Consider the following 20,043-nt stretch of genomic DNA (forward strand, 5'->3'; position numbering starts at 1 on the left):
GTGGCACCAGGCGGTGAACAGAACCACGCCGCCAACCCCGACAGCGAGTGTGCGATAATCAGGCACGCGCACCCCTACTTTTCTCGGAAGCCCTTGCCGTCCGCGGTGACAGAATCCTCGCTCTCAGAAGTCCACCTGGCGTAAACGGCCGATCGCGCGAATACAAGACACCAAGAAGCCGTGGCGTGAAACAGGTCGGCCTTAATTTCAGAAGTAATCGGCTTCATACGCCACGGCTTCTTGTTCCAACGAGAGTTGGCACTCAGCCGCCACGAGCAGCGTTCGGAAGCCCGCGATCTCGCGGATCGTTGGCGGCGCATTTGACAACGGTACGATCGCCGGCCGGGTCGCAAGAAGGCTACGAGCGCATGGCAAACGAGAGCACCGTCCAGTGCATGCGGGCCGCTCGGGTAGCGGGGAAGAAGCTCAAGCGCGCGGTGCCGTTCACTTCTTCGGGTCAGTTTTACTCGCTTCTTCGGCGCTGAGCAGGCCGTCCTTATCGAGGTCGAGCTTGTCGAACACGTCGGCCGGGCCGGTGAACTCGCGCCGGGACACGTCCCCGTCGCCGTTCCGGTCCATCGCCTTGAACCACGCCGGCCCCGGTCGCGGCGCGCGACCGAGCGGGGCCGCGGGTTGCCCACGACTAACCACCGCGACGAACTGGCGGGGCAATTTGGTTCGATCGAGAGCACCGTTGGTAACACACCCCGCCGCTGTGAGCCGGTCCCACCCGGCCCGCAGTTCGCGGAACGCGAGCGCACCGTCGTGGTCCGCGTCCAAGATCTCGAACAGCCCGGGACCGAGATCGAGGACCGAGACCAGGACGTGCGCTGCGGCGAAAGCGTCTTGGAGGTCGAGCCACGCGACCAGTTCTTTTTCCGAGAGCCGGCCGTCGCCGTCGCGGTCCGCGGTCGCCAGCACGGCCCTCATCGGCGACGGCTTGGGTTTGGCGGCCTCGTCCGCGGTGAGGACCCCGTCACGGTCCGCGTCCGCGGCGGCGAACTGAGCGAGGAACCGCTTACGGGCCGCGCCCACTTGCTCCCCCACCCGCCCCCCGTCGGCGCGCAGGTCGAGCCGGACGTGCCCCTTTTCCCACCGCACCCCTTCACCACTCTTAACGCCCGTGGACGCGCCGAGCCGGAGGTGCCATGTGGCGTCGGCCGGGAGCTTCCGCCAGCCCGCAAGTTCCGTCGCGGACAGTTTCCCGTTCCCGTCGGTGTCGAGTTTCGCGAACGCCGCCGACTCGAAGTCGCTCTCCTTCGCATCGAGTGCGCCGTCCGCGTTCGCGTCCCGGCGGCGAATTAGTTCGCTCGCCCAGTGTGCATTGGAAGCATTCGCCGACAATACCAATGCCGGGAACACCGGGGCGGGAGCCGGTTCCGCACCGGGCGGGGCCAAGCGAGTCGTCCCGGCCGCGCCAGGGTAGGCGGCCCGCGCCACTAACTCGCCCGGGGTTACGAGTTCGTCGTCGTTGGCGTCGATTTTGCGCAGAGCCGAGGGTGCGTTCTTGAATTCCTTTTCGGTCACCCGTCCGTCCCCGTCGGCGTCGAGTGCCTTCACCAGTGCCGCGGTGAGTTTGTCGGTACCCGGTGCGGTCCCGGCGCCGACCGTGACCCCGGCCCCGGCCCGCCGGTACCACGCAGCCAGTTCGTCCGGTGTCACCTTCTTGTCGCCGTTCGCGTCGAGTTCGCGGAACGGGGGCGGACCGCCCGCCTGGGGGCTCACTTGACCCCAGAGAACCTGGCGCACCCCGAACGCGGACGGCAGGCGCGCGGCCTCGACCTCGGACAGTGCGGCATCGCCATTCGCGTCGTAGAACGCCAACAGCCGGTCAAAGGCCGCGTCCCACGCCGCCCCGACCGAGCGGCCGTCCACCTCTGCGAACAATTCGATGCGTACCGGGCGGTCACCCGCCAGCAGTACGAGTTCGACTGGCGCGGGCGAATCCACCGCGAAAAGGGGCGCACCGGCCCCGACCAAAACCATCGTTGCAAGAACCCGGATCACAGTAGCTCCTCGATCGGTTTTGCGGACGGATCGGCGATGCGGATCGGGCGCCCGACGTTGGACATGTTTTGCTTCTGCGGGTCGATCCCGATCGCCTTGCACACGGTCGCCACGAGGTCCGGCACCTTGACCGGGGTCTCCTCGACCGTGGTACCGTCTGCGCTCGTCTTGCCGACGGCCCGCCCGCCCTTGATCCCGCCGCCCGCCAGCACCGCGGCCCACGACGCGGGCCAGTGGTCGCGCCCGCTCCGGGCGTTGATCCGCGGGGTGCGCCCGAACTCGCCCATGCACACCACCACCGTCGAGTCGAGCAGCCCGCGGCTCTGGAGGTCCGCGAGCAGCGCGGCGAACCCGGCGTCGAGTGCCGCGGACAGGGGCTTCACCTGCTGGAAGTTGTTGTTGTGGGTGTCCCAGCCGCCGAGCGTGACTTCGACGAACGGCACGCCCCGTTCGACCAGCCGCCGCGCGAGTAAGCACCCCTGGCCGAAAAGCGTGCGCCCGTAAGCGTCGCGAACCCGGTCCGGTTCCTTGTCCAGCTCGAACGCGGCCGCGGCCTCGGGCCGCATCAGCCGCACGGCCTTGGCGGTGGCCGCCTGGAGCGCGTCCACCACCGGGGACGCGCGGCCCGTCTCGAACCGCTTCTCCAGCCCCGCGAGCAGTTCCACCCGGTCGTCGAGCGCCGCGGCTGTAACTCCCTTCGCCCGGTCCAGGTCGGGCACCGTCAGTTCGCCCGGCCCGGTCGCCGTTTCACCGATCGCCAGGGGCGCGAACTTGGGTCCGAGGAACCCGCCCCCGATGGCCGCAGTGCGCCCCGGGGCGACCGAAACGAACGCGGGCAGGTCGAGCGACTCGTTCACCAGTTCACGCGCGACCGCGGCCCCGACGTGCGGGAACTGGATCGGCCCTACCGGGGCGTACCCGGTCTTCGCGAATACGGTGGCCCGCCCGTGGTCCCCCTCTTTGCTCGTGAGCGAGCGGACGACGGCCAGATCCCGACCCCGGCCCGCGAGCTTCGGCAGGTGCTCGGAGATCCGCAGGCCCGGCACGGTCGTTTTGGTGTCCTTGAACTCCCCGCCGTTGTCGTGCCCGGGTTTCAGGTCCCACAGATCGATGGTCGCGGGGCCGCCGTTCATCCACAGTAGGATGACGGACTTCGTGCGCCGCGGGTCGCTGGCGGCGGCCGACGCGAGCGGGGCGAGCCAACCGGACGCACCGACCGCACCGGCGCACGAGGCCGCCCGCAGCAGATCGCGGCGCGAGGGCGTGAATGAAACGTTCAACGGGAACCTCGTGGGTCAGTGGTTGGTGTTGAACTCGCTGCTGTTCAGGAGCGCCCAGAACACGTCCCCAAGCGCCCCCTTCGGATCTTTGTGTGCCCCGCCCGACTCGACGTGCCGGACCAGTTGCGCGAGTTCCTCAGCCGCGGGCGGGCGCCCGAGGGCCGCGAAGAACAGGGTTTCGACCCGGCCCCGCGCGTCGAGGAACGGCGCGTCCGCCGCGGCCACGAGAGCGGGGCTGCGGGCCGGATCGGTCAGGTCGGCCGCGACCTGACCGTTGATGAGGGCCAGGGATTGTGTCACCGAGCGCTCGGCCTCGGCGGGCCGGTCGATCCGGAACCGCCCGGCGAACCGGCGGCGCTCCCGCGCGGCCTCGGCCGGGTCCAGGTCGGATCGCTCGGGCGGGTACCCCGCGGCGACCCGGAGGCTGTCGTACAGTTGCACCCCGGTCAGTCCGCGCACCGGTGCCCGGGCAAACAAGCGCGGGTCGCTCGGCGCTTTGCCCCTGGGTGCAGTGGACGCCAGTTGGTACGCGTGGGTCGTCGCGAGTGCGGTCGTCAGGTACTTCAGGTCGAACCCGCTGTCCGCGAACGCCCGCGCCAGTTCGTCGAGTAGCTCCGGGTGGCTGGCCGGGTTCTGCCCGCTCAGGTCGTCGAGCGGCTCGATCAGGCCGGTACCGAAGAACTCGGCCCAGAGCCGGTTCGCCGCGTTCTTGGCGAAGTACGGGTTGTCCCGCGCCGTCACCCACGCGGCCAGCGCTCGCGGTCCGGTCGAAGGGGCCACGCGCTCCGGCCACTTGGGTTCCTCGTCCGAAAGGAACACCGGGGTCGCGGTCCGTTTCGTGTTCGGGACCGCCAGCTCGAGCGGCCCCTCCTCGGTGGGCTTGGCGAAGAACGCGGCGGTCTGCCAGAACTGGTCCCGGGTCCAGCGTGCGAACGGGTGGTCGTGGCACTGGGCACAGTCCAGGTTCACCCCGAGGAACGCGCGCGTGGTGCTGGCCGCGAGGTTCTCGGGCAGGTACTCGGACGCCGAATAGAAGAACCGCCACGGCCCGGTGCGCTCGGCCCGTTCCGGCGGCGCGAGCAGCTCGATCGCGAGTTTGTCGTAGGGTGTGTTCGAGCGGAGCCGCTCGGCGAGCCAGTCCTCGATCTCCTCGGCCAACCGTGAATACTCGCCCGTTTCCGACTGGGGAACCCACGTGCGCCGCCAGAACGCGGCCGCGTGCCGGGTGTGCGCGCCGGTGCCGACCAGTTGGCGCACCAACTCGGCCCGCTTGTTGGGCGCGCGGTCCGCGACGAACCCCCTCGCCTCGGCAGCCGTGGGGATACGGCCGACGAGGTCGAGATAGGCCCGACGCGCAAACGTCGCGTCGTCGATCACGGGCGCGGGGGCAACCTTGGCCCGCTCCCAGCCGGCGGCGAGGCGCGCGTCGATCTTCGCGGCGAGCGCTCCCGGGTCCGGTCGCGAATCGGCACCGGCCGCGGGTACTGAGCATGCGATCAGAATCAGTACGAGCGCGATCCGCCGCACGTCAGAAGTCGTTGGCATCGAGTACCTCGCCTCCGGCCCGACTACCGAGCGCCTTGTACAGCGTGAGCGGGATCGTGTCCTTCACGAACTTTACCGACCCGTCGCAGAACACGAAATTCACCCCGCCCGGGTGGACGCTGCGGAACCCGAACGCGCCCTGCTCGTACCAGTCCGCGTTGTTCGGGTTCGAGTGCTTGGAGTCGAACGTGTTGGGCGCTGTGTTCGTGGAGATAAACCCGCGAGGGTAGTGCCCGCGCCCCCACACGGTGTTGCCGGTCAGCGGCTTGCCGGCGAACTGCTTGTCCTTGTCGGAATGGATCATACCCTTCAGACAGTAGTGGGCGTCGCCCGCGAGGATCGTCTGCGCGGTGCCGTCGGTGACGTGGGCGAACGTGACCGCGCCCTGCTTGGCGTTGACGATCGGGCCGTCGTGCCACCCGCCGGACCCGCCGGTCAGGTTGCCCCCGTTCTCCTTGTCCCGGTCGTTGTTCCCGCCGCTCCAGGCATAGCTCGACCAGCCCGGTCCGGGCGGGGCCTCGGGCGCGGGCATCGCGGGCGAGAGGAACACCTTCGGGCGCGTCTCGGTGACGCGCTTGTTGCTCCACCCGTCCTTGTCCGCGTCGGTGTCGTCGTCCGGGGACAGGGCCGGGTCGTATTTCTTGAACAGTTCGCCCTCCCCGACGTAGGGGAGGATGGCTACGAACCCGCTGTAGAACGTGTGGAACCGCGGGTCCGCGGTGCCTTTGGGCTGAGTGTTGTCGTGGAACGTGCCGTAGGGCAGCCGGCCGTGATCCTTGACGTGTTCTGCCACGCCCATGCCGATCTTGCGCAGGTTGTCTTGGGACGCCTTGAGTGCGGCCTCGGTGCGGGCGGCTTGCACGGCCGGCAGCACGAGTCCCGTCGCGACGAACGCGACGAGGATCACGACCAGCAACTCGGCCCGGGTGAGTCCCGGGCGGTTCATCCGTGTCATGTGTGAGTTCCGGTTGGAGTGGGTTGTACCAAATCGAACTGATCCGCAACTATCGACCGAGTCGCAACCATGTTGCTGCAATCACTTGCAGCAACATGGTTGCACAACAGGTCGGTCCGATTTGGTATCAGTAGTCGCCCGGGAGGTCGCCCTTGGCGCGGCTCCCGAGGGCCATGTAGGTGCGGAGCGCGATCGATTCCCGGAGGAACTTCACGGACCCGTCGCAGAACGCGAAGTTGACGCCCCCGGTGTGCGCGCTGCGGAACGCGAAGCACCCGTTGTTGATCCAGTTCTTGGGGTCGTCGAGCGAGACCACGGTCCGCATCGGGCCTGACCCGGTGTTCGGGTTGCACCCGTTGGGCGACTTCTTGGTGTTGAGTCGGACGTTGGTGGAGACGTGCGACCGCGGGTAGTGGGCCGCGCCCCATACCGTGTTGCCGTTGGCGGTCCATCCCTCCAACACCCAGGCGGTTTCACCGGCGAGCAGTGTGTTGGACGTGCCGTCGGTGATGCCGAGCCACGTCACCTTCCCCTCGCGCGAGTTGATGATCGCCCCGTCGTGGTACCCGCCCTCCCAGTTCTTGGTCGGGACGTAACTGTTGCGCCCGGTGTTGCCCTCGACCGGGTAGCCGTAGTACTCGGACGACGTATCGGGGTAGCTGTCGGAACCGTTGTTGCCGCCGCTCCACGAGTAACTGCCCCACCCGGCCACGGTGCCCTTGTCCTTGCCGTCGGACGGGCACGAGTACACCTTCAGCGGCGCGCTAAGGACCTGGGTGTTGGACACCCCGGAGGCGTTCACGGTCGTGTCCGAGTAGCTCTTGGCCGGGTCGTAAAGCTTCGAGACGTTGTCCTGCTCGATGTAGGGAAGGATCTCGAGGAAGCTGCCGTAGAACTGGTTGAGCCCGTTTGTGGACTGGCCGGTATCCGCGTGCCCGTGCCGGGTGCCCCACGGGAGCCGGTTCTGAGCGCCCTCGAAGCTGTGGGTGGCGAGCCCGATCTGCTTGAGATTGTTCTGACAACTCATCCGGGCCGCGGCCTCGCGCACCTTCTGAACGGCGGGCAAGAGCAGGCCGATGAGGACCGCGATGATCGCAATTACTACTAGCAACTCGATAAGGGTGAACGCATGACGGCGTAACGGCATGGGATAATCCTTTGGTGTGTTCGCACCCCGGGCCCGGCGGAGAGTGGCGCGAGCGGTGTGCGGGTGCTGTGGCGGGGTGAAACCCTTGACGGACTGGAACGGTCCGAAGGGTGGCGTCAGCGGGGGGCGATTGGTGGGCATTCGTGTGTTTGAGTCCTGAGCGTGGTGATATTGCTTGGCTTCAAAACGATCAGCAGGATTGTGCCCTGATCGATTCACTGGTCTGCAAGCTGCCACAATGAGAGCTTTGCGTCCAGGTTGCATTATCTGTGCCGTCAATTGAATTTTTTGCGAACGTGCAATTTTTCAGTGGGAATCGTGAAGTGGGATGGCCACCACTGGGCGCTTTGCGCCCAGTGGTGGCCACTTCGCGCCCTGGCAAGGCTGCAATGCAATCCTTCAAGGATGATTATGTGTGAGCAGAACTGCGTCTGAAGACTACCGCAATCGATGTCGATTAAATCCAGGCGAGCGTCGGCCTCTCGTTCTTGGCGACGCACCGCGCGGGAAGAGCGGCGAAGGTTCCGAGCTAGCCGTCCGGATCGATTTCCAGAACGGTAAGGGTGGCGCTCCGCCCGCAAGGACTCTGACCGGAAGTGCTGCTGTAGTACAACGATATCGCAGACCTGATTTGCAGCGCCGAGATCGAATCCACGACGCCGCGCCGGTGAGTAAGTCATGGTTTTCGAGGAAGCACTAACGTCCCGGTAGCAAGAAAGATCTCGTATGCACGCCAAATGGACGTTCGGAAGATTACTGACTGCGGGGTTCGGGTTTGCCGCACTGGCGGTACTTTTCGTGGGAATCATTGGGTACTCGAGCGTCGCTCGCTTGATCGAAACCGGTCGAAAGGTGAGCCGGACCCATCAGGTCCGACGCGAGTTGTCCGAACTCCAGGCCCGTCTCACGGACGCGGAGACCGGCCAGCGCGGGTACGTTATCACCGGGGACGAGCGTTTCCTGGCCCCCTATGTGACTGGATTGGAGCAGATCAAGGTACTCACCGCTCAACTGCGGGTGCTCATGGCGGACACATCCGAACAGATCCGGGGGCTCGATCGGGTCGATGACCACATCGAGGCCAAACTTGCCGAACTGAAACAAACCGTTGAGATACGGAAGAGGAACGGTTTCGATCCGGCCGCAAAAGTGGTCTCTGCCGGGGCGGGAAAGAAAATCATGGACGAGATCCGGGTTCTGATCGCGGACCTGGACCGTCAGGAGCAAGCGCTGCTCCGGTCCCGGACCGCGGAAGCAGAATTCATGTTGTCACGGGCGCGGATTAATATTTGGGGCGCTACCGGGACCGGCCTGTTCGTGGTCGCCCTCGTCGGGTGGTACATCAGTTCGTCACTCGGCCGTCAGATCGGCTCGACCGTCCAACACATTCAGACTTCATCCGGCGAACTTCAAAGAACGCTCCACCAACAATCAACTGTTTCGCGGGAACAAGCCGCCTCGATGAGTGCGATCGCCACCGCGGCAGCAGAGTTGGTGGCCACCTCACACCACATCGCCGATCGCGCCCACCGGATCTCGGAGGCTGCTGACGTAACCACCCTGAGCGCTCGCGCCGATATGGGGCAAGCGTGCGAGATGCCCGCCGCATTTCATCAGGTCGTCCAATTGCTGGAGTCCACCAACGAGGCGGTGAAAGGAATCGAGCGAAGCGCGAAGCATCAAGTGTCGGCAGGGGAACGAGTGAGTGTCGCGCTCGTCGGTGTGGCACAATCCGCGAGGGATTCGAGCACTAGTTTCGAGCAAACACTCAGGACCGTGACCGAACTGACCGGGCGTTCCCACATTTTGGCAATGCTGATGCGGCCGCGAGGCCGGAAGCGGCCGACGTCAGTCACAGGAACGGGTTGACGTGAATTCATTCTGGCAAATGATCTGCGTCTCATTGCAAAGAAGTGGTGGCCAGTGGCCGACGACCAAGAGATGATCGGGCTGCCGAGACGAGACAACAGCGACGCCCGCGAATCGTGCTCCAGAGAGTCAAGACGCGCGGGCGTTCCGGTAATGACAACCGAGGTGGTTGTCCGCTACTTCACGAATTTCTTAGCCTGAGTCGGCTCGGCGACCAGCTCGAACGGTTCCAGTTCGGTCGGCCCGGTACCCACTTTCGCACGGAACTTGGACGTCTTCGGCGCGCGATATTTGCCGCTGAACAGGTCCGCGGCTTTTTCCGAGTCGGGGTCGGACTGCCATGTGAACGTGACCACGTACTCCCCCTCCGCGGCCCCGTCGCCCTCCTTGTTGGTGGACATCCGGAAGCGCCCGTCGGCGTCGGTTACGCCACTCGGGTGGGCCGCGTTCCCGGTGGCCGCCGGGTCAGTGCGCTGGAAGTTCACGGTCACCCGTTCGGCCGGTTGACCGTTCACGCGGACGATTCCGGAGACCGGGTACAGGGGCGGGCCTTCCCGCCCGCCGCACCCGATGAGTGTGGTCAGAGCGGTGCAGAAGACGGCGGCAGACAACAAGCGGTTCATAGTACGAAGTCCTGTGTTGGTCAGTCGGCGGGGAGCACTTGGCCGTCGTCCCGGCCCACCTGGTAGTTCAGCACGGTCGTGTCCACGTTCTCGCGGATCATTCGCACCGAGCCGTCGCCGAACGCGGCGTTCGACCCGCCCTCGTGGAAGCCGTACAGGTTGGACCCGACGTTCGAGCAGTTGACCACACAGTTGCCGCCGTAGGCCGTGGTACCAGCGTCGTTGTACGGGCGCAGGGCCAAGCGATTGTTCTCGCCCCAGTTGCCGAAGAAGTGCGAGCGCTCGCCCGACGCCACGCGCTGCTTGCTCAGGTACCGGACCGGCCCGCCGGCCATTTCCACCACCATCACGGTGTTACTCAGCCCGTCACTGACGGCCCCGAACGTACTGGCGCCCGGCGTCGAGTACGGCATGATCCCCTGGAAGTCGGTGGCCAGCACCTGCGAGACGGACGAGCAGAAGTAGTCGCTCACACCGGCCTGATAGGAGGGCACCGCCGGGTTGCCGTAGAACGTGTTGTTCGTCTGGTTGAACGTCTCCACTGGGCTACCCGGCGCTGACGGGCACTTCAGGATCGCGACCGGGGACGCCATGAGGGGCAGGTTCGATCCCTCGTTGTTCGCGATCGCGCGGTTCCACTGAGCGCCCAGCGTCGTCTGCTCGATGTACGGCATGATGTCGATCTGCCAGTTCTGGGTGTAGTACGTGTGCCCGGCGGCGGCGGTGGCTGTGGTGAACGGTCGAGGGAGCTTTTGGTAGGCGTTCTCGTAGTTGTGTAGCGCCAGCGCCAACTGTTTGAGGTTGTTCTGACACTTCATTCGGGCAGCCGCGGCCCGCACCTTTTGCACGGCGGGCAGGAGCAGCCCGATGAGGATCGCAATAATCGCAATCACGACCAATAGTTCGATCAGGGTGAACCCGCGACGGGCACGCATGATGTTTCTCGTGGAGTAAATAGGGGAACGAAAACGGCGGTGCTTGCCGAATTAACGGGCGGCGCCCGGGGAGCGGTACTCGAACTTGTGCGGGTTCCGTTCGGCCCGCCCCCCGGCGTCCTCGGCCGCGGCGGAGATTGTTACGGACGTGCCCGGCGCGGGGCGTTCCAGAACGGTTTCCCACTCCGCGAACTCGCCCCGCAGCGAGTACGCGCGGCGCCCGTTCACGGTGACGCGCTTGACCGGGCCGCTGTCCGCGGTGACGCCCCGAACGATGAGCAGGTTGCCCTCGGGGTGGACGTCCGTGACGACGGTGTGCGGCGGCTGGTCGTCCAGCATCCCGCCGATCCCGGTGTAGTACGCGCCCTGCGCCGGTCCCTTATTTACTTCCTCTTCGGGCATCCCGATGCTCAGCGGCATGTGGATGTCGCGATTTGAAGTTTCGGAGAACTTCAAGTTCCGGTACGAGTGCCGGTCCGTCACCGAGCGCCACATGCCGTAGGTCGAGCGGTACACGTTGAGCCCGTCGATGTACACGCCGGTGGTGCCCGCGTGGAACGGCCAGCGCGTGTCCCAGACCTTCAGCCGGGTGATGTGGAACGGGTGGTCCACGTCCGGGATCGCCTCCATCGCCTCTTTCGCCAGGGCCTTGTTCTGCTCCGCGAACTGCATGATCTTCCCGACCGGCCGCGTGAGCCCGCGCAGGTTCATGCCGAAGAACGGCATCGCGTGGCACTCGTTGTCCTCGAACCGGATGAACGGGAGGGTGCGGACGTCCTGCTTCTTGCGCGACCCGTCGGCCTGGAGCACCGGCTGCACCGGGTCGAAATCGGCCGCGCGCCGGCACTCGAACGCGAACCCGTACTCGGAGCACTCCGCGGCCACGTTACGGGTGAACGAGTTCTTGCAGTTGGCCCACCAGAACCCGGCGCCCATGTTGTCGTCGAACGAGAGCATCTGCTTGGGGAGCGCCTTGCCCGGCAGGACCAGCGCGGCGAGGTTGTTGTCGAGGACGTTGTGCGTCTCGGTGCCGTCTTCGAGGAAGAACCCGTGACCGACGGACTTGTACCCGACGCAGTCGCGCACCACGAGCGACTCGGTGCCGTGGATCGTGAGCCAGCGGTTGTGGCTGTCCCAGATGCTCGCGCCGACGACCGAACTACCGCGCATCGTGTCCCGGCACAGGTGGAAGTGGATCGGGTACTTGCCCAGCACGTCGCGCTTGCCCAGGTGCCGGAACTCCGCGTAGGAGATGCTCCCAGCGCTGTGCTTGTGGTACATCGTGTGCCCACGCACCCCGTTCGGGTCGGCACTTTCAACGACCACGTTGCGGCTCAGGTTCGCGACCTCGCCCCGGAACTCACCCTCGGCGAAGTGCTCGAACGCGAGCGGCTTGTCGAGCTTCAGCGTCGCCCCGCGTTCCTCGCGCCCGCGCACCGAGACGAGCACCCGTTCCTCGGTCTGCGCGGTTGTGGTTAGGGCGGGCGTCTTCTCGTTCCCGTCCGGGTGGAAGGTGCCGGTCAGGATCACTCGGTCGCCGGCGCGCCACCCGCTCAGGTCGCCCGGAACCGTCACCGTGTTCTCGCCCGCTTTGGCGTGAGTGGCGAGCTTCACCCACGTGTGGGCCAGCGGCGCGCCGTGCAGGTCCATGCGGCCCGCGCAGCAGATGACCGCGGGGCACGTTTCCTTGTCCAGCCCCTCGACGTGGTGCAACCGGATCGTCGCCTTGAACATGGCCGGGATCGGCTCGGCCGCAGTACCGATTTCCAGCGCCGGTTTGGGCTTCGACGGGTCCGGATTCGGTGCGTGGGCGTCGCAGTCGAACCCGTCTTCGCTCGCGTCGTCACCGGGCTGAATCTTGATGAGCCCAACGTTCAGCACGGTGTCCCGGTCGCGCGCGAACGTGAGCGTGCCGGCCACGTGGATCGACCGGATCACCGCGTCGGCCTTCACGTCGAACGTGACCGCGTGCCCGGTGCGGATTTGCACCCGTGCTCCGGCCCCGGGAACCTTCCCGCCCTCCCACGTCTTCCCATCCGACCACGCACCCGACGCGGCCGTCCGAACGAGGGGCGCGGCCGGCTTTGTGTCGGCACCAACAGCCGATTGGGAAGGGCCGGTCTTGAGCAAGGTGACGGTCAGTGCGAGCAACAGTGCTGCGCTCACGACAGATCCGCGAAAAGGCATTCGAGTGCTCCATTTCGGTGCGCGGGGCTGGCTTCGTGTGGGTCGGGGAGGGGAAGTGCGTTGCGAGGTGCGTGCAGGCGGCACTGGCGGAGCCACTTCCGGTAGAAGCTCATTCTACCCCAAACTATTGGGACGCCGGCACGCGGTCTTGAACGATATTGCTCTGGGCGTAACGGCCCGGGGTGATCCCGATGTGCCGCTTGAAGTACCGGTTGAGGTGGCTCTGGTCCGCGAACCCGACGCTCGCGGCGACCTGCGCCGGCGGAACTCCCCGACGCAGCAGCACGCGGGCCTGCTCGATCCGCAGGTTCAACAGGTACTGGTGCGGCGGCAACCCGGTGGCCCGGCGGAACACCCGGAGCAGGTGGAACCGGCTGAGCCGGGTCTGCGCGGCGAGGTCGTCCAGCGACGGCTGCCCGGAGACGTTCGCCCGCAGGTACTCACACGCCACCCGCACCGCGCCGTCCTCGCGCCGGAGCGCCCCGACGCGCCGACCGTACCCCACTGCGGCGAGCAGCGCGGTGGCGCCGTCCAGGAGACGCTCCTCGGCCTCGATCCGCAGGGTCGGGGGTTGGATGGCCGCGTGGACCTGTGCTAGGCGCGCGGCCAGGGTCGGATCCGAAATCACGCAGTGGTGGAACTCCGGGGCGCGCTGCCCAGAGCCGCCGAGGTCCGACGCGACTTCGGCGAGGTAGCGCGTTTGCAGATAGAAGCTCCGGTAGCGGAGCACCTGTCCGTGTGCCGGCCCGCCGGTGTGAACTTCGCTGGGGTTGAGGCAGACCACCGACCCGGCCCCGGCCTCGTGAAGCGCCCCGCGGCAGTAGAACTTGTCCACCCCCGATTCGACGACCTGGACGACATAGGTTTCGTGGAAGTGCCGCGGGAAGGTGTGGGTACGGTGGATCGCCAGCATCAGATCGAGCCCGCCGCTGGCGTCGCTCCGACCCATGCTCGTCACGTCCGCGGGCGCGCTCGGGTGCTGGGGCACAATCGTTTCCATCGTTCAGCGAAAAAGTAGTTTCACAACCGCTAACGCTGCCGTACGAGTAGTAGGGAGGGGGACGATCACGGCGAATGCGGCTAATCCCGGAGCGAAGCCATCCTTAAGCTCCGTCATAACCCACTGAATGCGCCGAAGGCTTCACCCCATAGTTTCAAAAAGCACCAAAAAACAAATCAACAAATTGTACTCGCATACATCTGCCAATCAATTGCCTCGCGGAGAGGCGATACGTGTGACGTGTGGCACGACGCGCTCCGGGGGTAGTCAGGCGATAAATCGCGTGGCAGGCTCCGGTGTAATTTGGCGCCGGCGGAGCGAACCGTTTCGTAGGAGGATAGGCTGTTAGGCAATTTTGATGCCAGCTGCGGCAGCCAGAAACACTCCGCACGCAAGTAGCGAGTTAGCGATAATAAATGCCGGATTATCATCGCGGCGTGACAAGTATTCCCGCAGAACGTGCAGCATTTGATCATGGCATGGCCAGTAGTGGTCGCTGCCTGATCAGCCATCACTGACCCGCAAACATTTCTTGAGGAATTGTAGTGCGCTCGTGGGACGTGCTCGAGCATCTGGGTCGAAGGCTCTCGAGGATGAGGACGATTCCGATTTAGGCGGCGATGACTGGCGAAGAGATGCGGCTTGGAAAAGGGGGAGCAAGCAGTACCTGTCACCACCGGCGGACTATTTTGAGGGCCGAACGCCGCAACTATGTGCGAAATCCTCCCTCGGTGAGTACAACGCATCAGGTTGAATCAGGACTCGATGGCGCGAAAGGAACGCCCGATGTCCATTACGGGTCCTTCCCCGGTCCGATCCGCGGGCACCCTACGGGGAACAGTCGGGCTCGCACACAGAATAGCGGATGGAGGCTTACTGAAGGGCCGCGCAAGCGACTTGCGGCCACTGGGCTTGCACCGGGCGTCGGATCGGTGATGCTAAGAGTGGTTGCAGGGGAGACTGATGACCGAGGCAAAATGGCTGGTGGCGACCAAACCGGCAGCGATGATTAAATACCTTCGGAAACTGCCTGAAGACACGCTGAGCGAGCGGAAATTTCGTTTATGCGCTTGTGCATGCTGCCGCCTCATCTGGGATCAATTCCCGGACGAGGTGTGCCAACGATCTGTCGAGGTCGCGGAACGGTACGCTGACGGCTCGGCTCTCCCGGAGGAGCTTCAGGGCGTGAGCCACGCGTGTGCCGCGTATTGGCGGCAGTGCCTACCCGAGATGACCGCCGCTAAGGAAAAGGCCTTCTTTGCAGCTTACAGTGTTTCAACTGTAGTGAACCAACTCCCGCTCGATGATGCAGCGGCTGCAGCATGGGGCGCGGCCAAGCACGTTCCGGCCACAGCCGAGCTTGCGAATCTACATTTTGCACGGGCCGAGGTCGTCGCCACGATCATCCGCGACATCTTCGGTAACCCGTTCCGCCCCGTCGCTTTCTCCCCTTCGTGGCGCACTTCCACCGCGATCGCGATCGCGTCCCAGATGTACGAGTCGCGTGACTTCAGCGCGATGCCGATCCTGGCGGACGCGCTCCAGGACGCAGGCTGTGACAACGCCAACGTGCTCGACCACTGCCGCAGTCCGGGGCCGCACGTGCGCGGGTGCTGGGTCGTGGACCTAGTGCTCGGCAAGGAGTGAGGGCGACCGATGACTGAAGCGGAATGGCTTGTTGCGACCGACCCGACGCCGATACTGGAGTTCCTTCGGCGGAAGACGAGCGAGCGAAAATTCCGTCTGTTTGTGGTGGCTTGCTGTCGTCGCCATCCCGAGTGCTTCAATGCGCCATGCGAGCGTGCCGTAGAGTCCGCAGAACGATTTGCCGATGGCGCAGAATCGCTCCAAAGATTAGTCACGATCCGAGCAACAGCGGTCCGGGCAGCCGATTCATTCCGAAACGCGCAATCTGATCCGCGCTACCAAACTGCGGTCGCTGCGATGTGGAGTACCGTGGAGGCGCATCTAGACTTTTGCATACCTGCTTGTGAGGTGGTGAGATTGATGCGAAAGGTCGGCGGAAACGATGAAGCGGTTGCACAAACTTGGTTAACAAGAGACATCTTCGGCAACCCATTCCGCCCCGTCACCTTCTCCCCCTCGTGGCGCACTTCCACCGCGGTCGCGCTCGCGTCCCAGATGTACGAGTCGCGTGACTTCGGCGCGATGCCGATCCTGGCGGACGCGCTCCAGGACGCCGGCTGTGACAGCGCCGATGTGCTCGACCACTGCCGCGGTCCGGGGCCGCACGTGCGCGGGTGTTGGGTCGTGGATTTGGTCCTGGGGAAGAGGTGAACGAAAATAAGAAGGAGTGCGCATGAGAGCGTTCTACGTGCTCGGCCTCGACCCGAGCCGAGATGATCTCCAAGCCATAGAAGACGCCGAACTCGATGGATTTGACACGACCCGACTCGCGCGCGGTACACCGATCGAGGGGTTACCACCAAACGCACGATTCTTCGTTTCAAACGAGAGCCGCACGCACGCCCTCGGGAACGGGTTCGGCTGGAAAATCATGTCCGAGGAGGCGCTCGCCATCATCTCGGCCTCCGCCCCGCAGCACGATCTCCAGATTTTCCCCCTACCGGTACTGAACGCCGTAACGAATCGCCCGGTCCCCGGTTACTATCTCATCAATTGTCTGCGGTTGGTTCCCGCACTGGGCTACGAAGCCGGAAACCGGATCATTTACGCTCACCAAATAGTTGTAAAAGACGCAAGCATTCCCCACGGCGTCCACCTGTTCCGACTAGCCGAAGCACCGTCCCACTGGATCGCGTCGGAGCATCTGTGGCGACAGCTCTCGCCGCTCGACGGATTTGACGCCACCGTGCTGCAAACGGTTCCGTAACGAGTGGCTGGAATCACTGCCCTAGTGCCTTTCAGAAGACCCGCCTCTCGCCCGCGATAGCGTTAAGCCGCACGTGCGCGGGTGCGGGGTTGTGGACCTGGTGCTCGACAAGGAATAGCGGCCGTACCGATCACTCTAAATCATGAAACGACACGGGCCAGGGATTGCTCCCTGGCCCGCTCTGTTCCCGTGGTGTCTACTTCCCGACCTGAAGCGCGGAACGCTCGCGGCAACGCCGGGCTGCGCGCACCGTGGCGCGGAACGGAGCCGCGACTCGCGAGGTTGTTCCAGGCCGTTCCGCGCCACGGTGCGCGCAGCCCGAAAGCGGTGCTGGAACAGCGGTCCCCGCGCGGGGTGTGGTGGAATGTGCTCGGCTGACGCAACATCAGCCTGTCGCAGAGCGACGAGCTAAACACGTCCACGGAAACTCCGCACATTCTACCGGCCGAAACCGATCCGAGCACTTCCGTTCTCAATCAATTGGTATTAACGATCAATTTCTGATGTCTAATTGGAAATGACTATTGATTAGAATGGTGCCTGCGCGCAGTGCGTGAGGAGCCGGGGAGCTATGGCCAAGAAGAAGCGACCGGCGAAAAAGCCGAAGCGCCCGGCCCGGAGCAAGCCCGCTCCCCCGCCGGTACCGCCCCCTCCACCCCCGCCCCCACCGCCTGGGGCCGTGGCGTTGGCGTCTCCGGGCGACGACGAGCGCGAGCGCAAGGCCGGGCAGTCGCGCGACCGGGCCAAATCGGTCCGGGAGATCGGCCCGCTACCCAAAGTCGTGGACCCGGCGCGCCGCGAGAAGGGGCGCAAGTCGCTCCGGGCGTTCCTCCAGCAATACTTCCCGCGCCGGTTCCGCCTGTCGTTCAGCTCCGCGCACCTGATCGCGATCGACCGCATGGAATCGTGTACCGATTCCGGGGAGCTGTTCGCGTGCGCCATGCCCCGCGGGTTCGGCAAAACCACGATGGCCAAGTGTGCGGTGCTCCGGGCCGTGCTGTACGGGTTCCGCCGGTTCGTCGTCCTGGTGTGCGCTACCGGCCGCCTGGCCGAGCGCCGGCTCAGGCAAATCATGCGGGAGCTGGAGACCAACGACCTGCTCCTGGCGGACTTCCCGGAAGCGTGTTACCCGATTCGCTCTTTAAACCGCATTCACAACCGTGCGAAGGGCCAAACGCTCGGCGGGAAGCCCACGCGCATGGAAATGACCAAAGAGGGCGTGGTTCTCCCCACGGTTCCCGGGTGCGCGTGCTCGGGCGCCATTCTCCAGGTCGCGGGCATGGAAGGGGCGATCCGCGGGCTGAACGTGTCCGGGCCGGACGGCGAACCGCTGCGCCCCGACCTGGCCGTCATTGACGACGCGCAGACCCGGGACAGGGCCAAGAGTCCGATCCAAACGACCGAGCGCGAGTCCATCGTGACCGGGGACGTGCTCGGGCTCGCTGGCCCGGACGTGAACATGGCCGCGGTCATGCTGTGCACCGTCATTTACCCCAACGACCTGTTCGACCGGTTCCTGTCGCCCGGATCAAGTCTGGGCCGCCGACATCACTTGCGTCCGAGTGCGTGTACTTGGCCGTCCTCATGGACGTGTTCACCCGGGCGGTCCGTGGCTGGGCCGCTCCCTGGATTTAGGCCGGCCCTCTCGGCGTTGGTCTGGGCCGTGCGGCGTGGTCGGTCCGAGATCCACCACTCGGACCAGGGCGCGCGGTACGCCGCCGCTGCCTACGTCAAGCGCCTGACGGCGGTTGGGGCGGCGGTCCGCATGGCGGCGGTGGGCGAGCCGGAGGAGAACGGGTACCCGAGCACCTGATGCGGACGATCAAGGACGAGGTCGGTCTGACCGAGTACCGGGACTACGCCGACGCCCGGCGGCGGTTGGGCCGGTTCCTGGACGCCGTGTACAACCGGAAGCGGATCCACTCGGCCCTCGGGTATCTTACCCCGGTGGAGATCGAGCAGGCGAACATGGCGACCGACCGGAAAGGGCCACCGGCGGTACAATGGGAGCGGCCCCGACTGGTCTCACTTCAGGCAGTCAATAGTCACTCAAGCGAGAATACCAATGACAAGCACTCGAGCGCGATTCTGCCAGCGGACCGCGGTCTGGGTCGCGGCCGTGTGGTTCGTCCCGATGAGTGTATCGGTCGCGGCCGAGGAGAAGGCCGCCTTCCCGGCCGCCACACCCGAGAGCCAGGGCGTCTCGGCTGCGGCCGTGCGCCGGGTGGCCAGCGAGGTGGAAGAGTACGTGAAGAACGGCACGATCGTCGGGGGCGAGCTGCTGATCATCAAGAACCGCAAGACCATCTTGCACGAGGTGTACGGAGACCGCGATCGCGAGGACAAACGGGCCATGGAGCGGGGCACGGTCTTCAACGTCCGCTCGATGACCAAGCCGCTGACGGGCGTCGCCGTGCAGATGCTGGCCGACGAGGGGAAACTGAGCCTGGACGACCCCGTGGCGAAACACCTCCCCGGATTCGACAACGACAAATCGAAGGCCATCACGATCGGGCAACTCTTGCAGCACCGGAGCGGATTACCGCTGACGATCCTGAAGGTCAAAATCGATGAGCACCCCGACCTGCAAGCCCAAGCGAAGGCCATCGGGGAAAACGGGCCCCGATTCAAGCCGGGGGAAAAGTTCTGGTACTCGGACGCGGGCAGCGACGCCGCGGCGGCCGTCGTCGAACGGATCAGCGGCACGACGATCGACCGCTTCGTCGCGGAGCGGATCTTGCAGCCCCTGGGGATGGCCGATTCGTTCTACCTCTCGAAGGCCGACGACCCGCGCAAGAAGCGCGTCGCGAGTCTGTACCTCGGCAAGCCGGGGGAGTGGACCCGGTTCTGGAAGCCGGACGGCGCGCCCTTCTATCCGTTCGCGTGGGGCTCGCAGACGCTCTACTCCACGCCCGCCGATTACGCCCGCTTCCTCGCGCTGTGGATGGACGGCGGCATGGGCGGCGGCAAACGGCTGCTCTCGAACGAGGCAATCGCCCGCATCCTGGCTCCCGTATCGCCGATGAAAGCGCTCGGAACCGACAAACCGTACCCGTGCGGGTTCTTCGGGTTGAAGCCGCACTACGGGCAGATGTCCATGCTCTACGCACCCGGCGACAGTCCTGCCCGGACGGAGGTGAGGGCCTTTGGTCACGGCGGCTCGGATGGTACGGGCGCGTGGGCCTTTCCCGCGGAGAACCTGATCGTCTGTTACTTCACGCAATCGCGGGGCCAGGTCAGCACGATCCGGTTGGAGACGACTATTCAGGATGCGCTGCTCCCGCGCGAGGGCACCGGGAAAGTGCCCGATGAGATGAAGCCGCTGGTCGGCACATATTACGCGACCTTCGGGCCGTTCAAAAACACCCCGTTCCAGGTGGTGTTCCGCTGCGGAAAACTGGCCCTGGATATTCCGGGCGAGCTGGTGTACGAACTGAGGGAGCCCGACAAGGAGGGGCGGCGGCAACTTGCAAGCAGCGATTCGACCGGCGTCTCATTCAAGAAAGACGGCGAGGGCAAGGTGTCGGCACTTCTCCTGCACAAAACTAAGACGACGTACGAGCTGCCGCGGGACAAACCGGATGACGCCAAGGAACCGAAGAAGTGAGCGCTAGGAAACTGGCGTCCGCGGCGGGGGAATC

15 protein-coding genes are annotated in these 20,043 nt (G+C 65.3%); 6 read left to right on the forward strand and 9 right to left on the reverse strand.

Annotated features, from left to right (window positions below; all coding sequences use genetic code 11):
• Nucleotides 1–444 precede the first annotated feature (444 nt).
• The 5 genes from J8F10_RS00310 to J8F10_RS00330 form a co-directional block, all read right to left on the reverse strand.
• Nucleotides 445–2,007: an EF-hand domain-containing protein gene (locus J8F10_RS00310; protein ID WP_210651484.1), complete on the reverse strand. Its 1,563-nt coding sequence runs from the start codon at nucleotides 2,005–2,007 to the stop codon at nucleotides 445–447.
• A complete protein-coding gene (locus J8F10_RS00315; RefSeq protein ID WP_210651485.1) occupies nucleotides 2,004–3,287 on the reverse strand; it encodes a DUF1501 domain-containing protein in 1,284 nt (427 codons plus the stop codon). Before J8F10_RS00315 ends, J8F10_RS00310 begins: the two co-directional genes overlap by 4 nt.
• Nucleotides 3,288–3,302: 15 nt before the next feature.
• Complete coding sequence (locus tag J8F10_RS00320; protein ID WP_210651487.1) at nucleotides 3,303–4,832, reverse strand: DUF1549 and DUF1553 domain-containing protein; 1,530 nt, start codon at nucleotides 4,830–4,832, stop codon at nucleotides 3,303–3,305.
• Nucleotides 4,816–5,787, reverse strand: a complete 972-nt coding sequence (locus J8F10_RS00325) for a DUF1559 family PulG-like putative transporter (RefSeq protein WP_210651489.1) — start codon at nucleotides 5,785–5,787, stop codon at nucleotides 4,816–4,818. The genes J8F10_RS00320 and J8F10_RS00325 overlap by 17 nt, the downstream gene beginning before the upstream one ends.
• A 127-nt stretch (nucleotides 5,788–5,914) precedes the next feature.
• Nucleotides 5,915–6,934 (reverse strand): DUF1559 domain-containing protein, encoded by a 1,020-nt coding sequence (locus J8F10_RS00330; protein WP_210661686.1) that lies wholly within the window; start codon nucleotides 6,932–6,934, stop codon nucleotides 5,915–5,917.
• Nucleotides 6,935–7,660: 726 nt separating this feature from the next.
• Between J8F10_RS00330 and J8F10_RS00335 the strand changes: the two genes are divergently transcribed.
• Nucleotides 7,661–8,803 (forward strand): CHASE3 domain-containing protein, encoded by a 1,143-nt coding sequence (locus J8F10_RS00335; protein ID WP_210651493.1) that lies wholly within the window; start codon nucleotides 7,661–7,663, stop codon nucleotides 8,801–8,803.
• 176 nt (nucleotides 8,804–8,979) lie between these two features.
• Here the strand turns inward: J8F10_RS00335 and J8F10_RS00340 are convergent, their stop codons facing one another.
• The 4 genes from J8F10_RS00340 to J8F10_RS00355 form a co-directional block, all read right to left on the reverse strand.
• Nucleotides 8,980–9,426, reverse strand: a complete 447-nt coding sequence (locus J8F10_RS00340) for a hypothetical protein (protein WP_210651494.1) — start codon at nucleotides 9,424–9,426, stop codon at nucleotides 8,980–8,982.
• Nucleotides 9,427–9,446: 20 nt separating this feature from the next.
• Nucleotides 9,447–10,361, reverse strand: a complete 915-nt coding sequence (locus J8F10_RS00345; RefSeq protein WP_210651496.1) for a DUF1559 domain-containing protein — start codon at nucleotides 10,359–10,361, stop codon at nucleotides 9,447–9,449.
• Between the two features lie 51 nt (nucleotides 10,362–10,412).
• Nucleotides 10,413–12,527, reverse strand: coding sequence for a G8 domain-containing protein (locus J8F10_RS00350; protein ID WP_210651497.1), 2,115 nt, complete (start codon nucleotides 12,525–12,527; stop codon nucleotides 10,413–10,415).
• 145 nt (nucleotides 12,528–12,672) lie between these two features.
• On the reverse strand, nucleotides 12,673–13,536 hold the full coding sequence (locus tag J8F10_RS00355) for a helix-turn-helix transcriptional regulator (RefSeq protein WP_210651499.1): 864 nt from the start codon (nucleotides 13,534–13,536) through the stop codon (nucleotides 12,673–12,675).
• A 1,197-nt stretch (nucleotides 13,537–14,733) separates the two neighbouring features.
• Between J8F10_RS00355 and J8F10_RS38185 the strand changes: the two genes are divergently transcribed.
• The 5 genes from J8F10_RS38185 to J8F10_RS00380 all read left to right on the forward strand — a co-directional run bounded on the left by J8F10_RS38185 (nucleotide 14,734) and on the right by J8F10_RS00380 (nucleotide 20,009).
• Nucleotides 14,734–15,195 carry a hypothetical protein gene (locus tag J8F10_RS38185; RefSeq protein WP_315854050.1) on the forward strand — a complete coding sequence of 154 codons (462 nt, stop codon included), beginning with the start codon at nucleotides 14,734–14,736 and terminating at the stop codon, nucleotides 15,193–15,195.
• A gap of 360 nt (nucleotides 15,196–15,555) precedes the next feature.
• Nucleotides 15,556–15,846, forward strand: coding sequence for a hypothetical protein (locus J8F10_RS00365; RefSeq protein WP_210651502.1), 291 nt, complete (start codon nucleotides 15,556–15,558; stop codon nucleotides 15,844–15,846).
• 22 nt (nucleotides 15,847–15,868) lie between these two features.
• Nucleotides 15,869–16,402: an imm11 family protein gene (locus J8F10_RS00370; RefSeq protein WP_210651504.1), complete on the forward strand. Its 534-nt coding sequence runs from the start codon at nucleotides 15,869–15,871 to the stop codon at nucleotides 16,400–16,402.
• 571 nt (nucleotides 16,403–16,973) lie between these two features.
• Nucleotides 16,974–18,215, forward strand: coding sequence for a hypothetical protein (locus J8F10_RS00375; RefSeq protein ID WP_210651506.1), 1,242 nt, complete (start codon nucleotides 16,974–16,976; stop codon nucleotides 18,213–18,215).
• Nucleotides 18,216–18,467: 252 nt separating this feature from the next.
• Nucleotides 18,468–20,009, forward strand: a complete 1,542-nt coding sequence (locus tag J8F10_RS00380; RefSeq protein WP_210651510.1) for a serine hydrolase domain-containing protein — start codon at nucleotides 18,468–18,470, stop codon at nucleotides 20,007–20,009.
• Nucleotides 20,010–20,043: the final 34 nt, after the last annotated feature.

Origin of the sequence: Gemmata palustris, from assembly GCF_017939745.1 — a bacterium.
Lineage (GTDB): Bacteria > Planctomycetota > Planctomycetia > Gemmatales > Gemmataceae > Gemmata > Gemmata palustris.

What these genes read in the sequence shown, in the direction of transcription:
- J8F10_RS00320 (WP_210651487.1), bottom strand. Translation starts at nt 4,832, where the DNA reads ATGCCAACGACTTCTGACGTGCGGCGGATCGCGCTCGTACTGATTCTG.
- J8F10_RS00325 (WP_210651489.1), bottom strand. Translation starts at nt 5,787, where the DNA reads ATGACACGGATGAACCGCCCGGGACTCACCCGGGCCGAGTTGCTGGTC.
- J8F10_RS00330 (WP_210661686.1), bottom strand. Translation starts at nt 6,934, where the DNA reads ATGCCGTTACGCCGTCATGCGTTCACCCTTATCGAGTTGCTAGTAGTA.
- J8F10_RS00335 (WP_210651493.1), top strand. Translation starts at nt 7,661, where the DNA reads ATGCACGCCAAATGGACGTTCGGAAGATTACTGACTGCGGGGTTCGGG.
- J8F10_RS00340 (WP_210651494.1), bottom strand. Translation starts at nt 9,426, where the DNA reads ATGAACCGCTTGTTGTCTGCCGCCGTCTTCTGCACCGCTCTGACCACA.
- J8F10_RS00345 (WP_210651496.1), bottom strand. Translation starts at nt 10,361, where the DNA reads ATGCGTGCCCGTCGCGGGTTCACCCTGATCGAACTATTGGTCGTGATT.
- J8F10_RS00365 (WP_210651502.1), top strand. Translation starts at nt 15,556, where the DNA reads ATGCGAAAGGTCGGCGGAAACGATGAAGCGGTTGCACAAACTTGGTTA.
- J8F10_RS00370 (WP_210651504.1), top strand. Translation starts at nt 15,869, where the DNA reads ATGAGAGCGTTCTACGTGCTCGGCCTCGACCCGAGCCGAGATGATCTC.
- J8F10_RS00375 (WP_210651506.1), top strand. Translation starts at nt 16,974, where the DNA reads ATGGCCAAGAAGAAGCGACCGGCGAAAAAGCCGAAGCGCCCGGCCCGG.
- J8F10_RS00380 (WP_210651510.1), top strand. Translation starts at nt 18,468, where the DNA reads ATGACAAGCACTCGAGCGCGATTCTGCCAGCGGACCGCGGTCTGGGTC.